This is a genomic window from Burkholderia sp. E168m15 (genome assembly GCF_016586105.1).
Lineage (GTDB): Bacteria > Pseudomonadota > Gammaproteobacteria > Burkholderiales > Burkholderiaceae > Burkholderia > Burkholderia orbicola.
In genome coordinates, this window is the sequence record NZ_BCPO01000083.1 from 51,746 (window position 1) to 75,136 (window position 23,391).

Genomic DNA, 23,391 nt, shown 5'->3' on the forward strand with positions numbered 1-23,391 from the left:
AACGGGCCAGATCAGGAGAGACCCCGCATGGACCTGAACGCGCTGACACTGCTCGTCGAGATCCTCGACGCCGGCAATCTCAGCAAGGCCGCGCAGCGGCTGAAAATGAGCCGGGCGAACGTCAGCTACCGGCTCAACCAGCTGGAGCGCTCGATCGGCCAGCAGCTCGTGCGGCGCACGACGCGGCGCATGGAGCCGACCGAGATCGGGCTGAAGCTGTACGAGCACGGCCGGCGCATCCGCAACGAGCTGCTCGCCGCGCAGGAGTCGGTGACGACGCTCGGACAGGACCTGCAGGGCCGCGTGCGGCTGTCGGTGCCGAGCGGCTACGGGCAGATCGTGATGTCCGACTGGCTGCTCGCGTTCAAGCGGCGGCATCCGGGCATCGTGCTCGACGTGGTGTTCGAGAATCGCGTGGAAGACCTGATGCGCGACGAAGTCGACATCGCGATCCGCGTGATGTCCGAGCCGCCGCAGAATCTGGTCGCCCGCGACATGGGCGCGGTGCGCTACGTCGCCTGCGCGTCGCCCGCGTTCGCGGCCGCGCACGGGATGCCGGCGAGCCTCGGCGCGCTGGCCGCCGCGCCGGTCGTCACCGCGACGGTGATGGGCCGGCAGCTCCGCATCGCCGCGTATCTCGGCGACGAACGCCACGAGGTGCTGCTCGAGCCGACGCTGATTTCGGAGAACTTCCTGTTCCTGCGCCAGGCGATCCTCGCGGGCATCGGCGTCGGCATCGTGCCCGACTACGTGATGCAGGACGACCTGCGGCACGGCACCGTCGTCACGTCGCTCGATGCGTACCGGCTCAGCATCTTCGGTACCCACATGTACATGCTGTACATGCCGAACCGCCACCACACGCGCGCGACTTCCACGTTCATAGAGTTCATCCTCGAACAGGCCGGAAAGACCGGCCGGGGCGGGCCCGGCGGGATGCGTCAGGGTTTCCTGACGGATGACAAGCCGCCGGGCACGCGGCGACAATAGCGCGCCGGGGCGGGCCGCACCGTTGCGCCCGCGCCGACGTCAACGTCAACATCAACACCGCCGCCTCCTTCGAATTCACTGCTGCCGAGGGTTCAATGTTCGACCGGATTCGTCCGCATTCGCGTCCCTGGACGCTGCTCGCCGCCGTCGCGTTCGTCGCGTTGAACACCGGCTGCACGTCCCCGTCCGCGCCGTCGGGCGCCGTCGTCCCGGTCGCCGCCGCGTCGGGCGCGGCCGTCCCGCTGCCCGGCGTACACGCGCCCGAACTGTCGTCCGGCTGGACCGACAAGTCGGGCTGGACCTCGCAGCACTTCATGATCGCGGCCGCGAACCCGCTCGCGACGCAAGCCGGCTACGACATGCTGAAGGCGGGCGGCACCGCGATCGATGCGGCCATCGCGACGCAGATGGTGCTCGCGCTGGTCGAGCCGCAATCGTCGGGGATCGGCGGCGGCGCGTTCATGCTGTACTTCGACGGCAAGACGACGCAGGCGTACGACGGCCGCGAAACCGCGCCGGCCGCCGCGACCGAGCGCCTCTTCTACGGCCCGACCGGCCAGCCGATGAGCTTCTACGAAGGTGTCGTCGGCGGGCGCTCGGTCGGCACGCCGGGCGTGCTGCGCATGCTCGACGCCGCGCACCGCGCGCACGGCAAGCTGCCGTGGCGCCGGCTGTTCCAGCCGGCCATCCGGCTCGCCGAGCGCGGCTTCACGATCAGCCCGCGCCTGGCGATGCTGATCGCGAACGACAGGTACCTGAAGAACGACCCGGCCGCCCGCGCGTACTTCTACAACGCGGACGGCACGCCGAAGGCCGCCGGCACGGTGCTGAAGAACCCGGCGCTCGCGACCGTGCTACGCCAGGTCGCCGACCGCGGCGCGAACGCGTTCTATGGCGGCGCGATTGCGCGCGACATCGTGACGAAGGTGCGCAAGCACCCGACCAACCCGGGGCTGCTGTCGCTGCAGGATCTCGCGCGCTACAAGGCGAAGGTGCGCGCGCCGCTGTGCGCCGACTACCGGCGCTCGGTCGTGTGCGGGATGCCGCCGCCGTCGTCGGGCGGCCTCGCGATCGCGCAGATGCTCGGCATCCTGGAAGCGATGCCCGACTGGCAGCAGATCGGCGCGCAGAAACCGGTGCGCAACGAGGTCGGCTACGAGCCGACGCCGTTCGCCGCGCACCTGTTCAGCGAAGCCGGGCGCCTCGCGTACGCGGACCGTGCGCGCTACGTGGCCGATCCCGATTTCGTGCCGCTGCCGGGCGGCACCTGGGCGAGCCTCACCGACAAGACCTATCTCGCGCAGCGCGCGCGGCTGATCGGCGACACCAGCATGGGCGTCGCGCAGGCCGGCACGCCGCAGGGCGCGGCGCTCGCGCTGGCCGACGACCGCAGCCCCGAATTGCCGTCGACCTCCGACATCGCGATCGTCGACCGCTACGGCCAGGCGCTGTCGATGACGACCAGCATCGAGGACGCGTTCGGCTCCCGGCTGATGGTGCGCGGCTTCATGCTGAACAACCAGCTCACCGATTTCTCATTCGCGTCGAACGACAACGGCCGGCCGATCGCGAACCGCGTGCAGCCGGGCAAGCGACCGCGCTCGGCGATGTCGCCGGAACTCGTGTTCGACAAGAAGACGAAGCAGGTGACGATGATCGTCGGTTCGGCCGGCGGCCCCGCGATCATCAATCACGTGACGAAGACGCTGGTCGGCGTGCTCGACTGGGGCATGACGATGCAGCAGGCGATCGCGCTGCCGAACTTCGGGTCGATGAACGGGCCGACGCAGCTCGAACGCGGCCGCGTGTCGGACGCGCTCGCCGACGGGCTGAAGGGCCGCGGGCACGACGTGCAGATCGTCGAGATGAACTCGGGGCTGCAGGGCATCCAGCGGCTGAACGTGCAGGGGCAGACGGTGTGGTTCGGCGGCGCGGACCCGCGCCGGGAAGGGGTCGCGATGGGCGATTGAGCGGACGATGTTCGTCCGTCGGTGGTGGTGTGCGTGAATCGACGTACATCGCCCATGGGGCCCTGGCGTTCATGCGCCATGCGCCCCCGCCCTCTCTGCGCGCCCGCCGGCCCTGGCCGCGCGCTGCCTCAACGCCCCGCCTGTACCCGATCCATCCCGGCGACACCGCCGGCACGCGATCATGCGCTCGTAGCGCGTCCTATATCCGCCCAATCACTTTCGAAACTGTCTGATCGACGGCGCCTGCGTGCGTACGTATAGTCGCTCCCCTTACGTCGGGGGCGACGTGATTGCGGTTCGCCGCACACCCGCCACCGCACTTCGCCCCCGCCTTTCGACGAAGCCGCACAGGCGTCATCCGGCTGCGTCACGCATAACGTTGATCAGGACTACGATTAATATGTCAGGTATCTCCGCTGCACACTCCCGTACGACGCGTGCCCGCTCGCATGCTTCGCTCAAACGACAACGCACGCCGTCCGCCCGCCTGTCGGCGCTCGCCCTCGCCATCGCCGCACTCGCGCCGTGCTACGGCCACGCGTCCGGCACCGATCTCGTCGAGACCAACCTGATCGTCAAGGGCGGCGACAGCGGCGACCCGATCGCCTCGGGCGCCGGCTCGATCGCAATCGGGGCGGGCGCGAAGGCGACCGGCGAAACCGGTGGCGATTATTCCGCGATCGCGATCGGTGACAGAGCCGTCGCCAATGGTCGCTCGACCATCGCCGTCGGCGAAGCGGCGAACGTCCACGGCGATCGCTCGAGCGCCTTCGGCGTGTCGTCAAGCGTCAACGCGAATCGCGCGCTGGCGCTCGGTGCGGACGCGAAGGTCACCGCGCACGGTGCGGTCGCGCTCGGCCAGGGCAGCGTCGCCGATCGCACGAACACCGTGTCGATCGGCACGGCGGACACCCAGCGCCAGCTCGTCAACCTCGGCGCAGGCACGCGCGACACCGACGCAACCAACCTGTCGCAGTTGAAGCCCGTGGTCGCGGCGCTCGGCGGCGATGCGGCCGTCAATGCGGACGGCACCGTGCGCGGCCCGAACTACACGGTGGACGGACGATCGTTCAACACCGTCGGCGGTGCGCTGACCCAACTCGACGGACGCGTCACGACGATCGACGGGCGTGTCACCACCGTCGAAAACAACGTCACGTCGATCCGCAACGACGTCACCGATCTCGGCACGCGGCTCGACAACGGCACGACCGGCCTCGTCCGGCAGGACCCGGCGAATCTCGCGATCTCGATCGGCGCCGACAAGGGCGGCACGTCGGTCAGCGTCGGCGGCACTGACGGCACGCGCACGCTGACCGGCCTGTCGGCACCGGCGACACCGACGCCGTGACGGTCGCGCAGCTCAAGGCGACCGGACTGATCGATCCGAACGGCAAGGCGCTCGGCGCGATCGTGTACGACGACCTGACGCTGAATCGCGCCACGCTCGGCGGCGTCGGCGGCACCTTGCTCGACAACGTCAAGGCAGGCGCGATCGCGGCGAGCAGCATGCAGGCCGTCAACGGCGGGCAGCTCTTCTCGATGCAGCAGCAATTCGAAACGCGCCTGGAATCGCTCGACACGCGTATCAAGAACATCGAGCAGGTCGGCCCGAACACCCGGCCGCCGACCGGCGAGCAGGGCGGCCAGCTGGCGCAGCTGGGCGACGGCTCCGGCGCGACCGGCTCGGATTCGATGGCGCTCGGCCCGAACTCGAGCGCATCCGGCAACGGCAGCCTCTCGATCGGCAACAACGCGACGGCGTCGGGCAACAATTCGGTGGCACTCGGCAACGGCTCCGTCGCCGATCGCGACAACACGGTGTCCGTCGGCGCGCCCGGTCAGGAGCGGCAGATCACCAACGTGAAGGCCGGCACCGCGCCGACCGACGCCGTGAACGTGCAGCAACTGAACGACCACATCGGCAGCGTTCGTTCCGACATGGATCATTACCGGCGCGACGCGAGCGGCGGTATTGCGTCGGCGGTGGCGATCGCGAACTTGCCGCAGGCATCGCTGGCAGGCGAAAGCATGGTGGCGATCGCCGGCGGCACCTACAGCGGGCAGTCGGCCGTCGCGTTCGGCCTGTCGACCGCCACCCGCAACGGGCGCTGGGTGGTCAAGGCATCCGGGTCGACCAATACCCGCGGCACGGTCGCGGTGGGCGCCGGCGCGGGCTATCGCTGGTAACGCGCCACGGCGACATCACCCACAGCAAGCAACAGGGGCCGGGTTCGTTCGATACGAACCCGGCCCCTCGGTCTTCTCGACACGGGCACCCACCGTAAGTCCTTTCCGCCTGTACGGCCTACCCTCGCCCCTTCCACGGCACCACCCGCCGCTCGACCCAGCGCATCGCCAGATCGAACAGCCATGCGATCGCGCCGATGATCAGGATGCCCATCACGACGATGTCGGTGCGCAGGAAACTCGATGCGTTGAGCACCATCTGCCCGAGCCCGGCTGTCGCGGCGACCATCTCGGCCGCGACGAGCGTCGTCCAGCCGAACCCGATCGCGATCCGCAGGCCGGTGAGGATCTCCGGCAGCGCGGCCGGCAGCACGACATGCCGCACGATCTGCGCGAAGCTGCCGCCGAGCGAATACGCGGCGTTGATCTGCTCGACGGTTGCCGCACGCACGCCGGCGCGCGCGGCCATCGCGATCGGCGCGAAGCACGCGAGAAAGATCACGACCAGCTTCGCCGTTTCGTCGATGCCGAACCAGATCACGACGAGCGGCAGATACGCGAGCGGCGGCAGCGGCCGATAGAACTCCAGCAGCGGATCGAGCACGCCGCGCGCGATGCGGCTCACGCCCATCAGAATGCCGGCCGGCACGCCGATCGCGGTCGCGAGCAGGAACGCGCCGAACACGCGCGCGGCGCTCCACAGCAGATGTTCGGACAACGGCAGGCCGCCCTGGATGCGGCCGTGCCATGCGTCGACGAACGCGGTCCACACTGCTTCCGGCGCGGGCAGGAACAGCGGCGGCAGCCACTGGAAATGCGTCGCGACCCACCAGAGCGCGGCCAATGCCGCGATCGTCGCAGCGCTCAACCCGGCCGTCTTTCCTTGCCCCGGCAACCGGTAACGATGTGATGTCCGGGCGGGACGCACCGCATGGCGCTGTTGCGCCGCGCGCGCATCCCGTTCGGAGTCGGCGGTCGCGCGATCGGCCGCCCAGGAATCCTGCGTGCTCATGTCGTCCTGCCTGTGCAATGTACTGATCCGGCCGCGCCCGACGGACGCACCCTGCCGCGCGAACTCGTGCATCACGCGGGCTCCGCGACCGCCTCGTCGCGATGCAGGTACGCGATCAGCCGCTCGCGCCACCCGATGAAATCCGGCGACGACTTCACCGCACGCGCGTCGCGCGATTCGACGTAGCGGCGCGCGAACGGCAACTCGAAGGTTTCGGCGATGCGACCGGGGCCCGGCGTCATCACGACGAGACGCGTCGCGAGGAACAACGCCTCCTCGACGTCGTGCGTGATGAAGAACACCGTCTTGCCGGTGCGCGCCCACACGTCGAGCACGAGCGCCTGCATCGTGCCGCGCGTCATCGCATCGAGCGCGCCCATCGGTTCGTCCATCAGCAGCACGCGCGGGTCGCTGGCGAGCGCACGCGCGATGCCGACCCGCTGCTGCATCCCGCCCGACAGTTCATACACGCGTGCATGCGCGTGGCGCTCGAGACCGACGAGCGTCAGCATCTCGCGCGCCCGCGCTTCGCGTTCGGCCTTCGACACGCGCGCAAAGCGCAACCCGAGCGCGACGTTGTCGAGCACGTCGAGCCACGGCAGCAACGCGTATTTCTGGAACACGACGCCGCGATCGGCGCCGGGGCCCGTGATCGGCACGCCGTCGACGCGCACGTCGCCCGTCGTCGGCGCGACGAAGCCGGCCATGCAGTTCAGCAGCGTGGTCTTGCCGCATCCGGACGCACCGAGCGCGACGACGAATTCACCGGCATCGATGCGCAGGTCGACCTGCGCGAGCGCCTGCGTCGTCGGCCTGCCGCGCTCGCCCGGATAGGCAACCGATACCTGGCGGACTTCCAGCGTGCTCATGATCGAAGGCCTCCGCGATGAGTGGGCTGAGTGGCCGCGCTCAGCGCGCGGCCTTCTGCACGAACTGCGGATCGACGCCGACCGAATAGTCGGACAGCACCGTCTGGATCGTGCCTTGCGATTTGAGGAACGTGGCCGTGGCCGCGAGCGACTTCGCGGCGCCCGATTGCGCGCCGCCGCCGAGCCACGTCGGCGATACCTGTTCGGCCGCCGTCGGGAATGCGTAGAGCGCGAGGCTGGCCGGCACGTCCTGCGCGTTCGCGCCGGACACCTTCGCGACCGCCGCGACCTGCGGCGAGCCGACCTTCCACGCCGCCGCATGCGCGCGGTAGTCGGCGTCCGCCGCCGCGAGCACCTTCACGAAGCGCGTGACGAACTCGGGGTTCTCGCGCGCGAACTTGCGGCTCACGACGAAGCCGTCGAAGGTCGCCTTGCCACTTTCTTTCGCAACCTGGCCGGACGTCGTCAGCACGGTGCCCGACTGCTTGACCTTCGCGAGCACCGGGTCCCAGATATAGGTCGCGTCGATGTCGCCGCGCGTCCATGCGGCGGCGACTTCGGGCGGACGCAGGTTGACGATCTTCACGTCGTTCGGATTGACGCCCGCGGCCTGCAGCGCGACGAGCGTATGGAAGTGCGACGTCGACACGAACGGCACACCGATCTTCTTGCCCTTGAGCGCGGCGATGCTGGTCACGCCCGAACCGTTGCGCGCGACGAGCGCCTCGGCGTCGTTGATGTTGTCGAGCACCCAGAACAGCGAGATGTCGAGCCCCTGCGACAGGCCGGCCGCGATCGGGCTCGAGCCCGCTTCGCCAAGCTGCACGGAGCCCGACGCGAGCGCGCGGATCACGTCGGCGCCGCTGTCGAGCTTGCGGAACGTGACCTTGTAGCCGGTCGCCTTTTCGACTTCACCGCTCGCCTGCGCGTAGCGCCATGGCACGACCATGTCCTGGTACGCGATCACGACTTCGCGCGATTCGGCGTGCGCCGCGCCGAGCGCGGCAAAGGCGGTCAGCGCGACGACGGCGCGGCGGATGAAGCTGAAACGGGACATGCGGCTCTCCTTCGGAATGCGGGCATTGCTGCGGGAGAGCCGACTTTACGGGCTTTGCGCGCGGCGGGAGCGAACTTATCCTGCGAAGCTATCGATGCCGTTTCAGCTTTGCTTTCCACGCTAGACCGGATTGCGCATCCGGTCGGATGACGATTGCCGCGCGCATGCGCGGATAACCGCCGCGCCAACGAAAAAGCCCGCATCGCTGCGGGCTTTTTTCGACTGCTCGAGACTGTTGCAGATGGAAGCGGGCGCGACGCTCAGACCACCCCGGCCCCATGCGCCTGCAGATCGGCGTGATAGCTCGAGCGCACCATCGCGCCGACGGCCGCGTGCGTGAAGCCCATCTTGTACGCCTCTTCCTCGTACATCTTGAACGTGTCCGGATGCACGTACGCACGCACCGGCAGGTGGTGCTCGGATGGCTGCAGGTACTGGCCGATCGTCAGCATGTCGACGTCGTGCGCGCGCAGGTCGCGCATCACCTGCAGGATTTCCTCTTCCGTCTCGCCGAGGCCGACCATCAGGCCCGACTTCGTCGCGACGTCCGGATGCAGCGCCTTGAAGTCCTTCAAGAGCTTCAGCGAGTGCGCGTAGTCCGAACCCGGGCGCGCTTCCTTGTACAGGCGCGGCACCGTTTCGAGGTTGTGGTTCATCACGTCGGGCGGCGCGGCGTTCAGGATCGAGATCGCGCGGTCGAGACGGCCGCGGAAGTCCGGCGTCAGGATTTCGATGCGCGTGTCCGGCGACTGCGCACGCGTTTCGCGAATGCACTCGACGAAGTGGGCGGCGCCGCCGTCGCGCAGATCGTCGCGGTCGACGCTCGTGATCACCACGTACTTGAGCTTGAGCGCCGCGATCGTGCGCGCGAGGTTCTTCGGTTCGTCCGCGTCGAGCGGATCGGGACGGCCGTGGCCGACGTCGCAGAACGGGCAGCGGCGCGTGCACTTGTCGCCCATGATCATGAACGTCGCGGTGCCCTTGCCGAAGCATTCGCCGATGTTCGGGCAGCTCGCTTCCTCGCACACGGTGTGCAGGTTGTGCTCGCGCAGGATCGTCTTGATCTCGTTGAAACGCGAGCTGCCGGTGGCCGCCTTCACGCGGATCCACTCGGGCTTCTTCAGCTTTTCGATCGGAATGACCTTGATCGGGATGCGTGCCGTCTTCGCCTGCGCCTTCTGCTTGGCGGTCGGATCGTAGGCCGGGGTCGCGGCCGTATCGGCCGGTGCGGGAGAAGCGGTAACGTCAGTCATTCGATTGTTCCAGTGCGTGCGGCTTGTCGGCGGCCGCGGATGCGCCGTCGAGGTTGGCGATCAGACGGCCCACCAGCGTGTGGGCGACGTCGTTCCAGTCGGCGGCAACCGCGAGGCTCGCCATGTCGACGGTTTCCAGTCCGGCATAGCCGCACGGGTTGATCGCGAGAAACGGGCGCAGATCCATCTTCACGTTCAGGCTCAGCCCGTGATAGCTGCAGCCGTTGCGGATCTTCAGGCCGAGGGCCGCGATTTTCGCGCCCTCGTGCACGCCGGATGCCACGTAGATCCCGGGCGCGCCCGCCTTGCGGACCGAAGCGAGATTATACGCCGCGAGGGTTTCGATCACGGCCTCCTCGATCTTCGTCACGAGCGTGCGCACCATCAGCTTGCGCCGGCGCAGGTCCAGCAGCAGATAGACGACGATCTGGCCGGGGCCGTGGTAGGTGATTTGTCCGCCGCGGTCGACCTTGACGAGCGGCACGCCGCTGTCGGCCACCAGCAGGTGCGCCGGGTCGCCGGCCTGGCCGAGCGTGTAGACGGGCGGATGCTCGACCACCCAGATCTCGTCGCCGGTGTCGGCCGTGCGCGTGTCGGTGAACGCGCGCATCGCGTCGAAGCTCGCGTCGTACGCCTCGCGGCCTCGCCACCTCACGGTGACCGGCTGGGCCGGCTGATCCGGCTGGGCCGGGGCGCCGGCGGGCGATGCGGAAACGGCGACAGGCGTGGACACGATGGAAACCGGCGAAACGGACATGGGCGGTAGTTTACCGAAAACCCGTGGGTCTCGCCGGCCTTGGGACGGGGACGGATCGCCGGTATCCGTCGGATGAAACGATGGTCAGACGGTGCGCCAGCCGTCGTGCAGCAGCGCGTTGACGCGTTCGCGCAGCCGGGACAGCCCGCCGAGCGCGACTTCCCGCGGCGGCCGCGACACCGAGAACGCGACGCGTGCGCCCTCGCGCCCTTCCGCGCTGAGCCACAGCCGCTCGCCGCGGCGCAGCTTCAGCGTCTCGCCGTCGGCGAGGAAGTAGTCGTCGACGTCGTTGCTGCGCGTCGCCCAGACCGGCCCGCACTGGACGATCAGCCGCGTGCTGCGTTGCACCTTCATCGGCACGGTCTCGCCGGGGGGAATTTCGAAGGTGATGCTTGAAGAGATTTCTTGCATGATCGACTCCGCCAATAAGTGCTTCGATGACTACAATCCTAGTCACTTGAAGGTGTCCGACCAAACGACCAATTTTCACGTCGATGTGAGGAAAATTAGCAAATGGACCTCCGCCAGCTGCCGGCGCTGAACGCGATTCGCGCGTTCGAAGCCGCCGCCCGCCACGAGAACTTCTCGCGCGCCGCCGACGAGCTGTTCGTCACGCACGGCGCGGTCAGCCACCAGGTGCGCGCGCTCGAGGAAGAGCTCGGCGTGCAGCTGTTCACGCGCAACGGCAAGCGGCTGTGCCTGACCGACGCCGGCATGCGCTACGCGCAGCAGATCCGCACCGCGCTGATGGTGATCGCCGACGCGACGCGCGACGTGCGCGCGAGCGACCGCGACCGGCGGCTGGTGGTGTCGATGCTGTCGTCGTTCGCCGCGCGCTTCATCACGCCGCGCATCGGCACGTTCATCGAGCGGCATCCGGAAATCGACGTCGAGCTGCAGTCGACCAATTCGCTGACCGATTTCGCGCGCGACGACGTCGATCTCGCGATCCGCTTCGGCTTCGGCAGCTATCCGGGGCTCCACGTGGAGCCGCTGTTCGAGGAGGTGTTCTTTCCGGCGTGCGCGCCGACGCTGAACGGCGGCAAGCTGCCGCAGACGCCCGCCGATCTCGTGCACTACCCGCTGCTGCGCTCGGACGACGAGCTGTGGCGGCCGTGGTTCGACGCGGCCGGGCTCGATACGCTGACCGAGCCGAAACGGGGGATTCTGTACCAGGATTCGTCGAACCTGCTGCTGGCCGCGATCGAGGGCCAGGGCATCGCGCTGGTGCGCCGCTCGCTCGCGGTGCACGACCTGCTCGACGGGCGCATCGTGCGCCTGTTCGACATCGACGGGCCGAGCCCGTGGCACTATTTTTTCGTGTGCCCGCCGCCGCTGCTGAACACGCCGCGCGTGCAGGCGTTCCGGACCTGGCTGTTCGAGGAAGTGGCCGAATACAAGCGGCTGTGCGACGAGCTGGACGCGCGGCGCGCGGCGGGGAAATGCCCCGCCGAGTGCGCGCTGGAGGGAGGATGGAAAGGGATCAGCGGCCGTTTGCGCTGATCCCGGACGCCGGAACGAGCGCTTAAAGGACGACCTTGACCATCGGATGGCCGGTCAGCGCACGGTAGATGTTGTCGAGCTGTTCCTGGCTCGTCGCGCGCACGGTGATCGTGAGGCCCGTGTAATTGCCGCCGCTCGACGCACGCTCCTCGATCTTCTCGACGTCGATCTCGTTGTCGTGAACGGCCACGACCTTGAAGATCGTGTCCTTGAATTCGGGGTGCGCCTTGCCCATGATCTTGATCGGGAAATCGCACGGAAACTCCAGCAGCGACTCCTTCCGGGTCTCGATCGCGCCGGTCACCTCGACGGTTTTGGTCGGTTCGCTCATCATTTTCTCCGGGTCAGGTCAAACTGTTCAAATTCGCGTGCCTTCGCACGCTGGTACGCGTCATACAGCGCCGCGAACACGGGGCCCGGCTTGCCGCCCTGCACGGGCAGATCGTCGAGCGACGTCACAGGCAGGATTTCCTTGGTGGCCGACGTCAGCATGATCTCGTCGGCCGAGCGCAGCTCGACCTCGCTGATCTCGCGCGCGACGAACCGGATCCCGCACTCTTCGGCCAACTGCTCGACCAACGCGTAGCGGATCCCTTCGAGGATCTTGTTGCTGCGCGGCGGCGCGAACAGTTCGCCGTTCTTCACGATCCACACGTTCGACGACGAGCCTTCGGTCACGTTGTCATCGCGCAGCTGGATCGTCTCGAACGCGTCGCGTTCGGCCGCATGCTGCGCCATCAACACGTTGCCGAGCAGCGAGATCGACTTGATGTCGCAATGCAGCCAGCGGCGATCCTCGGCCGTCACGCAGCGCACGCCCTTCGCGCGCTCCGCTTCCGACGGCAGGCGCAGCGGGCTCGTCATCGCGAACACGGTCGGCACCGCGTTCGCCGGGAACGCGTGGCCGCGCTTCGCGACGCCGCGCGTCACCTGCAGGTAGACGAGCGCATTGCCGTCGCCGAGGCCTTCGGCATTCGCCGCGACCACCCGCTCGATCAGCGCGCGCCAGCCCGCCGCATCGTGCGGGTCGTCGATGCCGATCTTCTTCAGGCTGCGCGCGAGCCGGTCCAGATGCTGTTCGATCCGGAACGGCACGTGCGCGCCGTCGTGCGCATAGACGGGCACGACTTCATACACGCCGTCGCCGAAGATGAACCCGCGGTCGAGCACCGGGACACGGGCTTCGGACAGCGGCACCAGTTCCTCCTGCGCCGAGACGCTGAGGTAGACGATCGGTTCGAATTCGGCTTGGCTCATAGCTATGACAGATGGGGATGAAGTCGTGAAAACAAAGGCCCGTCGTGCTTACTTCTTCTTGCTGAACATCAGCAGGATCGAGTCCCAGATACGTCCGAAGATACCCGCTTCCGGCACGGCTTGCAGCGCGACGACCGGGAATTCGGACAGCGTCTTGCCGTCGGCGACGATCTTCACGGTGCCGACCTGCTGGCCTTCGGCGAGCGGCGCGATCAGCGGCGCGTTGACGTCGACTTCGGTCTTGACCTTGTCGCCGAGGCCGCGCGGCACGGTCGCCCACTGGTCGCCCTTCACGCCGACCTGCACGGTGTTGTCCTTGCCCTTGTAGATGCGCGGCGTCGAGATCGCCTGGCCGCCCTTGAACAGGCGCACCGAATCGAACGCGCTGTAGCCGTAGTTCAGCATTTTCATGCTGTCCTGCGTACGCTCGCTTTCCTTCTGCTCGCCCATCATCACCGACACCAGGCGGCGCTGGCCGTCGACGCCCGGGATCGCGCGCTTGGCCGACGCGATCAGGCAGTAACCGGCCGCCTGCGTATGGCCGGTCTTCAGGCCGTCGACAGTCGGGTCGAGCCACAGCAGCCGGTTACGGTTGCCCTGGCGGATGTTGTTGTACTTGAATTCCTTCTCCGAGAAGATGCTGTAGTACTGCGGAAAATCGCGGATCAGGTGGGCCGACAGCTTCGCGAGGTCGCCGGCCGTCGTGTAGTGGTTCGGGTCGGGCATGCCGTTCACGTCGGCGAAGTGCGTGCCCTTCATGCCGAGGCGCCCTGCCTCGTCGTTCATCATCGTGACGAACTGCCCTTCGCTGCCGCCGACGAGCTCGGCCAGCGCGATCGCGGCATCGTTGCCCGACTGGATGATCATCCCGTACACGAGGTCGTGCACGGACACCGGCTTGTTCGCCTCGATGAACATGCGCGACTCGTCGCGGCCGACGCGGCGCACCGCGTCGCTCGGCGTGACGATCTGCTCCATCGAGATCTTCTTCTTGTCGAGCGCCTCGAACACGAGGTAGGCCGTCATCAGCTTCGTCAGCGACGCCGGCTCGACGCGCTCGTCCGCATTGCCCGATGCGAGCACCGTGTTGCTCGTCGCGTCGACGAGCACCCACGAGCGCGCGTTCACGCCCGGCGGCGGCACCGCGCCCGGCATGTAGGTCGCGGGCGCGCCGGTGAACTGCTCGGCGGCCGGCGCCGCATGCGCGGCCTTGGCCTTGGCGGCCGGCTTCGCCTCGGCGACGACGATCGTCGAGGCGAGCGCGACGGGCAGCATCACGCCGAGCGCGACGTTGCGCGCGGCGGTGCCGAAGGCGATGGAGGAAGCGAGGGACTTGAGGCCTTGGGAAGACAGACGCATGATCGATTCAGGCTGATGGCAGAAAGTGCGGTGCGAGACGCGCAGGGTTGAACGGCAAGGCGGCGGGCGTCTCGGGCACTCGCCCGACACCGTCGGGCGACGCGAAACGCGCCGGTTGGACTCGTGCGGGCGCGTTCGGTTCGCGGCCGTCGCGAGCGGGCGGACAGGCGGCAAAACGAGCGCCGCATGGGCCCAGCCGGGCCGCGGGCAACGCGAAATGCGGCCATTATACGTGGCCGCGAACGGCGTTTTCGCGAACCTGGCAGCGGACACCCGCATACCGGTTGCGAGAGCATCGCACGGGCATGCAGCGGGCACGGGCACTCGAAGCCGCGCGAAAGGCGTGCGCAGGCGGCGTGCAAGTCGGGTTGCGCCGCCATGCGGCACGCGGCGCGCCGTGCGGGGCGGCGCGATGTCGCATGAAGTTTCGGGAAGGGGCGCGCCTCAGCCGCCCGGGCGCCGGTGCGCGGCGCGGTCGCCGGCGCTCACGCCGGCCATCGCATGCGGGCCAGGGGCCTGTTCACACTGGTGACGGGCTTGCGCCAGCCCTAGCGCCACGCGTCGACGATGATGCGCTTCAGCACGTGCAGCTTGCGATGGAGAAAATGCTCGGCGCCGGGGATCACGACGACCGGCAGCTCCTGCGGCCGCGCCCAGTCGTACACCGACGCGATCGGCACCGTGTCGTCGGTTTCGCCGTGGATCACGAGCGTGTTCTCGGGCACGTCGGCCACTTGCCAGCGGCTCGCGGCCGTGCCGACGAACACCATCCGCTCGATCGTCTCGCCCGCGTCGCGCAGCCGCTTCGCGACGTGCGACAGCACGAAGGTGCCGAACGAGAAGCCCGCGAGCACGAGCGGCAGGTCCGCATACGCGGGCTGCGCGCGCATGTGCGCGAGCACCGCGAGCAGGTCGTCGGCCTCGCCCGTGCCGTTGTCGTGCACGCCTTCGGTCGCGCCGACGCCACGGAAATTCGACCGGTAGACGACGTAGTTCAACTGCACGAGCGTGCGCGCGAGCGTCTGCGCGACCTTGTTGTCCATCGTGCCACCGAACAGCGGATGCGGATGCGCGACGAGTGCGATGCCGCGCGGCGCGGCGCCGCCTTCGCGCACGGCGTCGGGCAGGTCGACCGCGATTTCGATCTGGCCGACCGGGCCCGCGATCAGCGATTTCTGCGTATGAACGTTCATTCGGCCGGCCCGCTCAGATCTTCAGGCGCTCGACGACGTTGCCGTCGCGCAGGTGCGACTCGACGATCTCGTCGATGTCGGCTTGATCGACGTACGTGTACCACGTGCCTTCCGGATACACGACCATCACCGGCCCTTCCTCGCAGCGGTCGAGGCAGCCGGCCTTGTTGATGCGGACCTTGCCGGGCCCCGCGAGACCGAGTTCCTTCACACGCTTTTTCGCGTATTCCTGCATGGTCTGTGCATCGCATTGCGCGCAGCTCGGGCGTTCGGCGCCCGGTTCGCGTTGATTCAGGCAGAAGAAGACGTGGTGCTGGTAGTAGGAATCCATGATGGTGACGAGCGGCCCGGCACGAAGCCGTGCGGAAAGAGGGGCGATGGATTGCCGTTGCGCGAGGCGGCAACGGAGGATGCGGACGATTATAGCGACCGGCGCACGCGGCTGCCCGCGGCACGGCCGCCGCCGCACGGCCCCGGCCGTCGCGTCAGCGGCGCAGCGCGGCCGGCAGCCACGCGTGTTCGACGCGCTGGCCGAGCCAGATCAGCGCCGCGTAGGGCCAGATCCATGCGAGCCAGCGCGCGATGCTGTTGAAGTGCACGTAGCGGCCCTGTCGCCACCCCGACAGTGTGAAGTCGAAGAACGGGTTGACCGGCAGCAGGTTCACGAGCGCAACGCCGGCCAGCAGCGCGAGCGCCGCGAGCAGCGCGCGCCACGTCGCCGGCACGCGCAACGCGACGAGCGCCGCCGCGAAACCAAGCTCGATGCCGAGCCGCGCGCCGGGCGTCGCCCACACGACGACGAGGCCGGTGGCCGACTGCATGAACGTCGCGGCCGCCTTCAGCACGAGCGTGGCAACCACCAGCGCGATCAGCAGCCGGATGCGCGGCGCGCGCGCGCGCATCGCGAGCGACGCGATCGCCAGCGCGGCGAACAGCATCAGCCCGCCGAGCACGGCTTCCCACGCGGAATCGGACAGCCAGCCGTCGACCCGCTCGGGCCATTCGCTGACGCGCCATGCGGCCGGCAGCCACGCGAGCAGCGCGTCCTGCATCGACGCGTCGGCGCGCTCCCACAGCGCGGCCGGCCAGTCGCCGATGCCGAACAGGAACGGCGACGGAAACACGATCGCAAACGGCCACAGTGCAGCGAGCAGCAGCGGCGTCGCGCCGTCGGGCTCCAGCCACGCGAAGCGCAGCCGGCGCAGCGCGCCGCGGTCGAGCAGCGCGCCGGTGGCCGGCGCCGCGAGCGCCGCGCCCAGCAGCGCGCCGAGCGCGTTGGCGCCGAGATCGAGATTCGACGCGACGCGCGTCGGCAGGTAGGTCTGCAGCGCTTCCATCGTCCCCGACAGCAGCACGCCGAGCGCACCCGCGATCAGCGTCGCGGCCACGCCGCGCCAGCGCGGATGCAGCGCGAGCACGCCGAGCGCGCCGAACGGCAGATAGCCGAGCACGTTCGTGACCACGTCGAATGCGGTCACGTAGCGCTGCATCGGCGCGAACAGGTAATCGAACGGGCCGATGCCGAGCGACACCCAGCCTTCGAACGGATACAGCGACGCATAGACGATCAGCGCCGCATAGGCGGCAAACGCCTGCCGTGCGAGCGGCGACGCGCGATGCGTGCCGGGCACGTTCATCGCGGATGCAATCGCGGATGCAATCGCGGCGGCACGTCGGGCGTCACGGCGTGCCCGCGTACGCCTGCACGCCGACCCACGCGGCGATCTGCGACACGAGTTCGTCGCTGGCCGCCGCGAGCGCACGCGCGCCGCCGGCGGCGTCGGGCGTGCTCGACGGCGCACGCGCGACGAACGTGCGCTGGCCGAGCACCTTGCCGTCGAGCATCAGCGTCGCGCGCGCGGTGACCGCGCCGTGGCTTTGCGACTGCCCGTCGAAGACCTGTTCGAATTCGCTGAGGTCGACCTTGAGGGTCGGCGCACGCACGCCGTCGGCGCCTTCGAGCACCGTGCCGCGCGACGACAGCGCGCCGCGCAGCCGCTGCGTGAGCAGTTGCGCGGGCGGCGCGGTCCAGCGGCTGTCGCGATAAACGGCCACGTGCTGCGCATCCGCGTACGCGAGGCGGTACGCGAACTTGTCCGAATCGAGCGCGTCGGGCGCGGCGACGTCGAGCACCTTCAGCGCGGGGCCCGAACCGGTGGTCGTCACCGACGAGGCAGGCCCGAGGTCGTAGCGGATGTTCGACAGTACCGCGTCGTTGCCGGCGCAACCGGCCGCCAGCGCGAGCGTCAGCACGGCAAGCGTGGCCGCGGCCGGGCGCAGCGCGCGGTCAAGGATTCGTGGCATGGCGTATTCCTGCATGATGTGTCCGGTTTCGATGGGCGTCCTGTCCGGCCGCTCCCGGCCGGACGATCGATCAACTGCTGCGGGGTGTCCCGTATCGGTGTGTCCCGTATGTTCCGTACGTCCCGTCTGTCACTTCCCGGCCGTCGCACCCGGCCAGACGAAGCCCGCCTCGCCGGGCCCCGGCGCCGCGCCGGGCGAACCGAACAACAGACTGCGCGGGTTGCGGCCGAGTTCACCGGCGACGTCCTTCAATTGCCGCGACGCGTCGCCGACGCTGTCGGCCAGCGCATTGAAGCGCGGCAGCGTGTCGTACTGCACGCGCGCGTTGAGGCCGTTCAGCGCGACGCCGACCTGCTCGGCGGCCGTGCCGGCCTTGTTCAGGTTCGACACGAGCGGCCCATTCGGCTGCAGCAGCGTGTTCGCCGACGCCATCGCGCGGTTCACCTCGTGCATCGTTTCCGGCAGCGCGGTGACTGCCGGGCCGAGCTGCTTCGTCAGCGTCGCGGCGCCGTCGGCCGCGTGCTGCAGGCTTTCGGCGGTCGCGCGCAACTGCTCGCGCATCTCGGGCGACATCAGCGCGTTCGCGCTCTTCGCAGCGAGCTCGAGCTGCCGCAGCAGCACGTCGCCGCGCTCCTGGATCTGGTCGAACAGGCTCGGCCGCATCGGGATCTGCGCGATCGCCTTCGGCGACGACGGCAGCGGCGCCAGATCGCGCCCCGTATCCTCCAGTTGCACGAACGCGATGCCCGTCACGCCCTGGAAGCCGAGGCTGCCGTAGGTCGACTGCGTGATCGGCGCATCGTGATCGACGAGGATACGGATGCGGATCTGGCCCGGATGCGTGCGATCGAAGCCGATCGACTGCACCTTGCCGACGTCGAGGCCGCGAAAGCGCACCGCCGCGTCCGGGAACAGCCCGGTCACGTTGGTGCGCGCGAGCAGGTCGTACGGCACGCGCACGGTACGGTCGACGTTGAACCAGAACACGGTGCCCGCGATCGCGAGCGTCAGCGCGATCGTGAACAGGCCGGCCCAGAACGCATGTGATTTGTTTTCCATTCGCGGGTTCCTTGCTTCTACAGCTCGACGCTCGAGAGCGCCGGTTCGAGGGCCGCCTTCGGCAGCTTCGCGCGCCGCTCGGGCGGCAGCGCCTGCAATGCGCGGCGCCCGCGCAGCCCCAGGAAATATTCGTGGATGAACGGATGGTCGACGTTCGCGGCCTCCTCGACGGGCGCGGCGACCAGCACCTTGCGGTCGGCCAGCACCGCGACGCGCGTCGACAGCGCGACCATCGTGTCGAGGTCGTGCGTCACCATCACGACGGTCAGCCCGAGCGTGCGATGCAGCGTCGCGATCAGCTCGACGAATTCGTCGGACGCCTGCGGATCGAGGCCGGCCGTCGGCTCGTCGAGGAACAGCAGTTCGGGCTCCAGCGCGATCGCGCGCGCGATGCCCACCCGTTTCACCATCCCGCCCGACAGCGCGGCCGGCATCTTCGACGCGTGCTTGCACGGCAGCCCGACCATCTCGAGCTTCAGCATCACGATGTCGTGCAGCAGGTCCGGCGGCACGCGGCCGAGCTCGCGCAGCGGCTGCGCGACGTTGTCGAACACCGTCATCGACGAGAACAGCGCACCCTGCTGGAACAACATTCCTGAGCGCGTGCGCATCATCCGCGCGCTTGCATCGTCGATCGTCGACGTATCCTCGCCGAACACCTTGATCGTGCCCGACGTCGGCCGTTCGAGGCCCAGGATCTGCCGCACGAGCGTGGTCTTGCCGGAGCCCGACCCGCCGACGATCGACACGATCTCGCCGCGCCGCACATCGAAGTCGAGCTTCTGGTGAACGATGTTGCGCCCGTAGCGCTTGGTCAGGTTGCGCACCTCGATCACGAGATCGCCAGCGTCGGCGGCCGCGTCCGGCCGGGCGCCGACCGCCCCGGCGCCGATGGCCGCGGCATGCGCGGTCGTTTCGTTCGATGCGTTCATCCGAGCCCCACGTTCTGGAACAGGATCGCGAACACCGCATCGGCGAGGATCACGACCGTGATCGACGACACCACCGACGTGGTCGTGCCTTCGCCGAGGCTCTGCGAGTTCGCCTTGATCCGGAAGCCGAAATGGCACGCGACCAGCGCGATCAGCATGCCGAACACGACGCCCTTGCCGACGCCGATGTACAGGTTCGCGATCGGCACGACGCCCGGCAGCGAGCGCACGAAATAGTTGATGTCGATGCCGAGCACCAGCTTCGCGGCGAGCGCGCCCCCCGTGAGCGCGATGATGTTGGTCCACATCACGAGCAGCGGCATCGCGACGCCGAGCGCGAGCACGCGCGGCAGGATCAGCCGCAGCCCGTGCGGAATGCCCATCACGCGCATCGCGTCGAGCTCCTCGGTCACCCGCATCACGCCGATCTGCGCGGTGATCGCCGAGCCGGAGCGGCCCGCGACGAGGATCGCCGACAGCACGGGGCCGAGCTCGCGGATCACCGACAGCCCGAGGATGTTCACGATGTAGCGGTTCGCGCCGAACATCTGCAGCTGCTGCGCGGACAGGTAGCTGAGCACGATGCCGATCAGGAACGCGACGAGCGCGGTGATCGGCAGCGCCTGCGCGCCGGCGCTGTAGATGTTCGCCGAGGTTTCCTTCCACGGCATCGTCTTCGGGCGGCGCAGCACCGACAGCGCATCGAGGATCACGCGGCCGAACATCGCGATGCCGCCCTGCAGGTGTTCGCCGAACGCGAAGATCGCCAGGCCGAGCCGCGTGACGGGATCGAAGCGCACGATGCGCTCCGGCGCCTCACGTTCGCTGTCGAGCCGCTCGATGCGCTCGAAGATCGTGCGCTGCGTGGCGCTCAGCGCGACGCCGGCCGGCAGCTTGCGGCCCCATACGCGCCACAGCGCCTGGCCGCCGACGTGGTCGAGCCGCTCGATGCCGGACAGATCCCATTCGCTCACGCGCCCGGCGGCGATGCTCGCGATGCGGCGCGCCACGGCGCCGCGGTTGCGCGCGAGCGAGAGCGCGGTCCACTGGCCGGTCAGGCGCACCGTCTGGCCCTGGCCGCCGGCGTCGACCGACAGGCCGGGAGGAGTCTCGAAGTCCAAGGGCAGGTTGTTTGCAAAAGGATGACAGCGGCCATTGTAGCGAACCGCCCGATGCCGCGACGTGAGGATTTCGGCGGGTTGCGCAGCCGGCGGCGCGAACTCGGGAGGCGCCGCCATGGCGCGGGGCCGGGGGCGCCGATCGAGGCGCCGGGCTCGGGCGCGCAGCCGGGGCGCCGGGCTGGTGCCGGCCGCGACCGGCCCGAAACCGAGACGGGCCACGGCCCGCTGCCCGCGTCGCGACCTTTCATTGTTCCGTCACGTTTCCTTTCGATACTCTCACGCGCCGCACCTCAGGCCGACGGCGCGCCGCGCCGCCATTCGTGCGTACCTCGCGTTTCATAAAACAGAACACCGAACAGGACAACCGATGCGTCTCCCCCCGCTTTCCCGCCGTCACGTGCCGGCCGCCGCCGCGCTCGCCAGCCTCGCCTTCGTCCTCGCCGGCTGCGGCGGCGACGACGTCACCGCCACGCCGCCGGCTCAGCCGGAGGCCCCGGCGCCCGTCGGCACGACGGCGACGCTCGCGCTGCTCGAGACGACCGACCTGCACACCAACGTGCTGTCGTACGACTATTTCAAGCTCGCCGCCGACAATTCGCTCGGCTTCGAGCGCGTGTCGACGCTGATCGCGCAGGCGCGCAAGCAGTACCCGAACACGCTGCTGCTCGACAACGGCGACACGATCCAGGGCACCGCGCTGTCGGACTACCAGGCGCTCGTGAAACCGGTCGGCTGCGACCAGACGCTCGCGATCTACAAGGTGATGAACGCCGCGAAGTTCGACGGCGGCGGGATCGGCAACCATGAATTCAACTACGGGCTGCCGTACCTGTCGCAGGTGACCGGCAACACGTTCGAGGTCGACGGCCTGCCGGCGCCGGCCCAGCAGAAGAAGTGCGCGGGCCCGAACTTCCCGCAGGTGCTCGCGAACGTGATCAGCGCGAAGACCAACGCGCCGCTGTTCACGCCGTACACGATCCTGACGCGCACGGTGACGGCCACGACGCCGGACGGCAAGACGGTCAGCGCGCCCGTGAAGATCGGCATCATCGGCTTCACGCCGCCCGCGATCATGAACTGGGACAAGCGCTGGCTCGACGGCAAGGTCTACACGACCGGGCTGAAGGAAGCGGCCGAGAAGTACATTCCGGAGATGCGCGCGAAGGGCGCCGATCTCGTCGTCGCGATCTCGCACGGCGGCCTCGACAATTCCGCGTATTCGCCGACGATGGAAAACGGCAGCTGGTGGCTGTCGAAGGTGTCCGGCATCGACGCGATGCTGATCGGCCACTCGCACCAGGTGTTCCCGGACGCGAACAGCACCGTGGCGCAGTTCAACCTGCCGGGCGTCGACAAGGTCAAGGGCACCGTCAACGGCGTGCCGACCGTGATGGCCAACTACTGGGGCAAGCATCTCGGCGTGATCAAGCTCGGCCTGAAGTTCGACGGCAAGACCTGGGCCGTCGACAAGTCGCAGACGACCGTCGAGGCGCGGCCGATCCAGAATGCCGACAAGAGCTACGTCGCGGCCGACCCGTCGGTTTCCGCCGCGATCGCGGCCGAGCACCAAGCGACGATCGACTACGTGAAGACGCCGATCGGCTCCACCGACTACCGGATGAACTCGTACTTCGCGGACGTCGGCGATCCGGGCGCGATCCAGATCGTCAACGAGGCGCAGGCCGACTACGTGAAGACCTACGTGCAGGCGAACCTGCCGCAGTACGCGTCGCTGCCGGTGCTGTCGGTCAGCGCGCCGTTCAAGAGCGGCTTCGGCGGCGGCACCGACTACACCGACGTCGCGCCGGGCGCGCTCGCGATCAACAACGCGGCCGACCTGTACCTGTATCCGAACACCGTGTACGCGGTGAAGGTGAGCGGCGCCGACGTGAAGAACTGGCTCGAGACGGCCGCCAAGCGCTTCAACACGATCGACCCGACCAAGGCCACCGTGCAGCCGCTCGTCAGCACCTTCCCCGGCTACAACTTCGACATGTTCACGTCGGCCGATCTCGCGTATGAAATCGACGTCACGCAGCCGGTCGGCAACCGGATCAGGAACCTGACGTACAAGGGCGTGGCGATCGACCCGAACGCGCAGTTCATCGTCGCGACCAACAACTACCGTGCGAGCGGCGGCGGCAACTTCCCGGGCCTCGACGGCAGCAAGACGATCTTCGCGTCGCCCGATGCGAACCGCGACGTGCTGATCGCGTTCATCAAGAAGCGCGGCGCGATCACGCGCGCGGCCGACGGCGCGCAGCGCAGCTGGCGCTTCACGAAGCTCGCGAGCTCGGTCGCACACGTGCAGTTCGCGTCCGCGCCGAACCGCCTCGGCGACGCGGCGGCGGCCGGCCTGACCGGCATCACGCAGGTCGCGGCCGACGACGGCTCGGGCAAGAACCTCTCGACCTACGAAATCGACCTCACGCAATGAGACACGCGATGCAACCGATCCCGACGATGCGGCCCGCCGAAACCGGCTTCGCCGCCGCCGCGCGGCGCGTGCTGCGCGCGAAACTCCCGCCGGCCGCGCTGCTCGCGGCGGCGGCCGTGACCGTCGCG

Annotated in this window: 22 protein-coding genes and 1 pseudogene; 7 read left to right on the forward strand and 16 right to left on the reverse strand. The window is 68.7% G+C overall.

Annotated elements, in window-relative coordinates; genetic code table 11:
- The first annotated feature begins 27 nt into the window (after positions 1-27).
- The 4 genes from JMF86_RS14360 (at position 28) to JMF86_RS35050 (ending at position 5,150) form a co-directional block, all read left to right on the forward strand.
- A complete protein-coding gene (locus JMF86_RS14360; protein WP_011546297.1) occupies positions 28-990 on the forward strand; it encodes a LysR family transcriptional regulator in 963 nt (320 codons plus the stop codon).
- A 95-nt stretch (positions 991-1,085) separates the two neighbouring features.
- Positions 1,086-2,960, forward strand: a complete 1,875-nt coding sequence (gene ggt / locus JMF86_RS14365) for a gamma-glutamyltransferase (RefSeq protein ID WP_077180383.1) — start codon at positions 1,086-1,088, stop codon at positions 2,958-2,960.
- 400 nt (positions 2,961-3,360) lie between these two features.
- Complete coding sequence (locus tag JMF86_RS35045; protein ID WP_230463041.1) at positions 3,361-4,311, forward strand: hypothetical protein; 951 nt, start codon at positions 3,361-3,363, stop codon at positions 4,309-4,311.
- The gene (locus tag JMF86_RS35050) at positions 4,308-5,150 is read left to right on the forward strand and encodes a YadA family autotransporter adhesin (protein ID WP_230463042.1); all 843 of its coding nucleotides are present in this window, start codon (positions 4,308-4,310) and stop codon (positions 5,148-5,150) included. The genes JMF86_RS35045 and JMF86_RS35050 overlap by 4 nt, the downstream gene beginning before the upstream one ends.
- A gap of 118 nt (positions 5,151-5,268) precedes the next feature.
- Here the strand turns inward: JMF86_RS35050 and JMF86_RS14375 are convergent, their stop codons facing one another.
- The 6 genes from JMF86_RS14375 to JMF86_RS14400 form a co-directional block, all read right to left on the reverse strand.
- Positions 5,269-6,234 carry an ABC transporter permease subunit gene (locus tag JMF86_RS14375; RefSeq protein WP_027806730.1) on the reverse strand — a complete coding sequence of 322 codons (966 nt, stop codon included), beginning with the start codon at positions 6,232-6,234 and terminating at the stop codon, positions 5,269-5,271.
- Positions 6,234-7,031 (reverse strand): taurine ABC transporter ATP-binding protein, encoded by a 798-nt coding sequence (locus JMF86_RS14380; protein WP_012329291.1) that lies wholly within the window; start codon positions 7,029-7,031, stop codon positions 6,234-6,236. The genes JMF86_RS14375 and JMF86_RS14380 overlap by 1 nt, the downstream gene beginning before the upstream one ends.
- Before the next feature lie 40 nt (positions 7,032-7,071).
- A complete protein-coding gene (gene tauA, locus JMF86_RS14385; RefSeq protein ID WP_054928076.1) occupies positions 7,072-8,088 on the reverse strand; it encodes a taurine ABC transporter substrate-binding protein in 1,017 nt (338 codons plus the stop codon).
- A 260-nt stretch (positions 8,089-8,348) separates the two neighbouring features.
- Positions 8,349-9,341, reverse strand: coding sequence for a lipoyl synthase (gene lipA / locus JMF86_RS14390; protein WP_006477693.1), 993 nt, complete (start codon positions 9,339-9,341; stop codon positions 8,349-8,351).
- The gene (gene lipB, locus JMF86_RS14395) at positions 9,334-10,098 is read right to left on the reverse strand and encodes a lipoyl(octanoyl) transferase LipB (RefSeq protein WP_006477692.1); all 765 of its coding nucleotides are present in this window, start codon (positions 10,096-10,098) and stop codon (positions 9,334-9,336) included. Before lipB ends, lipA begins: the two co-directional genes overlap by 8 nt.
- A gap of 84 nt (positions 10,099-10,182) precedes the next feature.
- Positions 10,183-10,509 (reverse strand): DUF2917 domain-containing protein, encoded by a 327-nt coding sequence (locus JMF86_RS14400; RefSeq protein ID WP_077180412.1) that lies wholly within the window; start codon positions 10,507-10,509, stop codon positions 10,183-10,185.
- A 102-nt stretch (positions 10,510-10,611) separates the two neighbouring features.
- Between JMF86_RS14400 and JMF86_RS14405 the strand changes: the two genes are divergently transcribed.
- The gene (locus JMF86_RS14405) at positions 10,612-11,601 is read left to right on the forward strand and encodes a transcriptional regulator GcvA (protein ID WP_006485238.1); all 990 of its coding nucleotides are present in this window, start codon (positions 10,612-10,614) and stop codon (positions 11,599-11,601) included.
- Positions 11,602-11,623: 22 nt separating this feature from the next.
- Here the strand turns inward: JMF86_RS14405 and JMF86_RS14410 are convergent, their stop codons facing one another.
- The 10 genes from JMF86_RS14410 to JMF86_RS14455 all read right to left on the reverse strand — a co-directional run bounded on the left by JMF86_RS14410 (position 11,624) and on the right by JMF86_RS14455 (position 20,826).
- Complete coding sequence (locus JMF86_RS14410; protein WP_011546305.1) at positions 11,624-11,932, reverse strand: YbeD family protein; 309 nt, start codon at positions 11,930-11,932, stop codon at positions 11,624-11,626.
- Complete coding sequence (locus JMF86_RS14415) at positions 11,932-12,858, reverse strand: D-amino acid aminotransferase (protein ID WP_012329295.1); 927 nt, start codon at positions 12,856-12,858, stop codon at positions 11,932-11,934. Before JMF86_RS14415 ends, JMF86_RS14410 begins: the two co-directional genes overlap by 1 nt.
- 48 nt (positions 12,859-12,906) lie before the next feature.
- Entirely contained in the window at positions 12,907-14,217 is a 1,311-nt protein-coding gene (locus JMF86_RS14420; RefSeq protein ID WP_011694421.1) for a D-alanyl-D-alanine carboxypeptidase family protein, read from the reverse strand.
- A gap of 548 nt (positions 14,218-14,765) precedes the next feature.
- Positions 14,766-15,410, reverse strand: a complete 645-nt coding sequence (locus JMF86_RS14425; RefSeq protein WP_012329296.1) for an alpha/beta hydrolase — start codon at positions 15,408-15,410, stop codon at positions 14,766-14,768.
- Positions 15,411-15,423: 13 nt separating this feature from the next.
- A complete protein-coding gene (locus tag JMF86_RS14430) occupies positions 15,424-15,741 on the reverse strand; it encodes a ferredoxin (RefSeq protein WP_077180384.1) in 318 nt (105 codons plus the stop codon).
- A gap of 154 nt (positions 15,742-15,895) precedes the next feature.
- Positions 15,896-17,047 carry a VanZ family protein gene (locus JMF86_RS14435; RefSeq protein WP_201317022.1) on the reverse strand — a complete coding sequence of 384 codons (1,152 nt, stop codon included), beginning with the start codon at positions 17,045-17,047 and terminating at the stop codon, positions 15,896-15,898.
- 43 nt (positions 17,048-17,090) lie between these two features.
- Complete coding sequence (locus tag JMF86_RS14440) at positions 17,091-17,714, reverse strand: ABC-type transport auxiliary lipoprotein family protein (protein ID WP_201317023.1); 624 nt, start codon at positions 17,712-17,714, stop codon at positions 17,091-17,093.
- A gap of 129 nt (positions 17,715-17,843) precedes the next feature.
- Positions 17,844-18,773, reverse strand: coding sequence for an MlaD family protein (locus JMF86_RS14445; protein ID WP_012329298.1), 930 nt, complete (start codon positions 18,771-18,773; stop codon positions 17,844-17,846).
- 17 nt (positions 18,774-18,790) lie between these two features.
- Positions 18,791-19,705 carry an ABC transporter ATP-binding protein gene (locus JMF86_RS14450; protein WP_201317024.1) on the reverse strand — a complete coding sequence of 305 codons (915 nt, stop codon included), beginning with the start codon at positions 19,703-19,705 and terminating at the stop codon, positions 18,791-18,793.
- Complete coding sequence (locus tag JMF86_RS14455) at positions 19,702-20,826, reverse strand: ABC transporter permease (protein ID WP_012329299.1); 1,125 nt, start codon at positions 20,824-20,826, stop codon at positions 19,702-19,704. Before JMF86_RS14455 ends, JMF86_RS14450 begins: the two co-directional genes overlap by 4 nt.
- A 367-nt stretch (positions 20,827-21,193) precedes the next feature.
- Here JMF86_RS14455 and JMF86_RS14460 point away from each other — a divergent pair, with 367 nt between their 5' ends.
- Both JMF86_RS14460 and JMF86_RS14465 read left to right on the forward strand, forming a co-directional pair.
- Positions 21,194-23,263 carry a bifunctional 2',3'-cyclic-nucleotide 2'-phosphodiesterase/3'-nucleotidase gene (locus tag JMF86_RS14460; RefSeq protein WP_201317025.1) on the forward strand — a complete coding sequence of 690 codons (2,070 nt, stop codon included), beginning with the start codon at positions 21,194-21,196 and terminating at the stop codon, positions 23,261-23,263.
- Between the two features lie 8 nt (positions 23,264-23,271).
- Positions 23,272-23,391: pseudogene (locus JMF86_RS14465) on the forward strand (sel1 repeat family protein); the annotation flags it as partial.

Bases quoted from the DNA above. Each gene is read 5' to 3' on its own strand.
- JMF86_RS14360 (WP_011546297.1), top strand. From the start codon at position 28: ATGGACCTGAACGCGCTGACACTGCTCGTCGAGATCCTCGACGCCGGC.
- ggt (WP_077180383.1), top strand. From the start codon at position 1,086: ATGTTCGACCGGATTCGTCCGCATTCGCGTCCCTGGACGCTGCTCGCC.
- JMF86_RS35045 (WP_230463041.1), top strand. From the start codon at position 3,361: ATGTCAGGTATCTCCGCTGCACACTCCCGTACGACGCGTGCCCGCTCG.
- JMF86_RS14375 (WP_027806730.1), bottom strand. From the start codon at position 6,234: ATGCACGAGTTCGCGCGGCAGGGTGCGTCCGTCGGGCGCGGCCGGATC.
- JMF86_RS14380 (WP_012329291.1), bottom strand. From the start codon at position 7,031: ATGAGCACGCTGGAAGTCCGCCAGGTATCGGTTGCCTATCCGGGCGAG.
- tauA (WP_054928076.1), bottom strand. From the start codon at position 8,088: ATGTCCCGTTTCAGCTTCATCCGCCGCGCCGTCGTCGCGCTGACCGCC.
- lipA (WP_006477693.1), bottom strand. From the start codon at position 9,341: ATGACTGACGTTACCGCTTCTCCCGCACCGGCCGATACGGCCGCGACC.
- lipB (WP_006477692.1), bottom strand. From the start codon at position 10,098: ATGTCCGTTTCGCCGGTTTCCATCGTGTCCACGCCTGTCGCCGTTTCC.
- JMF86_RS14400 (WP_077180412.1), bottom strand. From the start codon at position 10,509: ATGCAAGAAATCTCTTCAAGCATCACCTTCGAAATTCCCCCCGGCGAG.
- JMF86_RS14405 (WP_006485238.1), top strand. From the start codon at position 10,612: ATGGACCTCCGCCAGCTGCCGGCGCTGAACGCGATTCGCGCGTTCGAA.
- JMF86_RS14410 (WP_011546305.1), bottom strand. From the start codon at position 11,932: ATGAGCGAACCGACCAAAACCGTCGAGGTGACCGGCGCGATCGAGACC.
- JMF86_RS14415 (WP_012329295.1), bottom strand. From the start codon at position 12,858: ATGAGCCAAGCCGAATTCGAACCGATCGTCTACCTCAGCGTCTCGGCG.
- JMF86_RS14420 (WP_011694421.1), bottom strand. From the start codon at position 14,217: ATGCGTCTGTCTTCCCAAGGCCTCAAGTCCCTCGCTTCCTCCATCGCC.
- JMF86_RS14425 (WP_012329296.1), bottom strand. From the start codon at position 15,410: ATGAACGTTCATACGCAGAAATCGCTGATCGCGGGCCCGGTCGGCCAG.
- JMF86_RS14430 (WP_077180384.1), bottom strand. From the start codon at position 15,741: ATGGATTCCTACTACCAGCACCACGTCTTCTTCTGCCTGAATCAACGC.
- JMF86_RS14435 (WP_201317022.1), bottom strand. From the start codon at position 17,047: ATGAACGTGCCCGGCACGCATCGCGCGTCGCCGCTCGCACGGCAGGCG.
- JMF86_RS14440 (WP_201317023.1), bottom strand. From the start codon at position 17,714: ATGCCACGAATCCTTGACCGCGCGCTGCGCCCGGCCGCGGCCACGCTT.
- JMF86_RS14445 (WP_012329298.1), bottom strand. From the start codon at position 18,773: ATGGAAAACAAATCACATGCGTTCTGGGCCGGCCTGTTCACGATCGCG.
- JMF86_RS14450 (WP_201317024.1), bottom strand. From the start codon at position 19,705: ATGAACGCATCGAACGAAACGACCGCGCATGCCGCGGCCATCGGCGCC.
- JMF86_RS14460 (WP_201317025.1), top strand. From the start codon at position 21,194: ATGCGTCTCCCCCCGCTTTCCCGCCGTCACGTGCCGGCCGCCGCCGCG.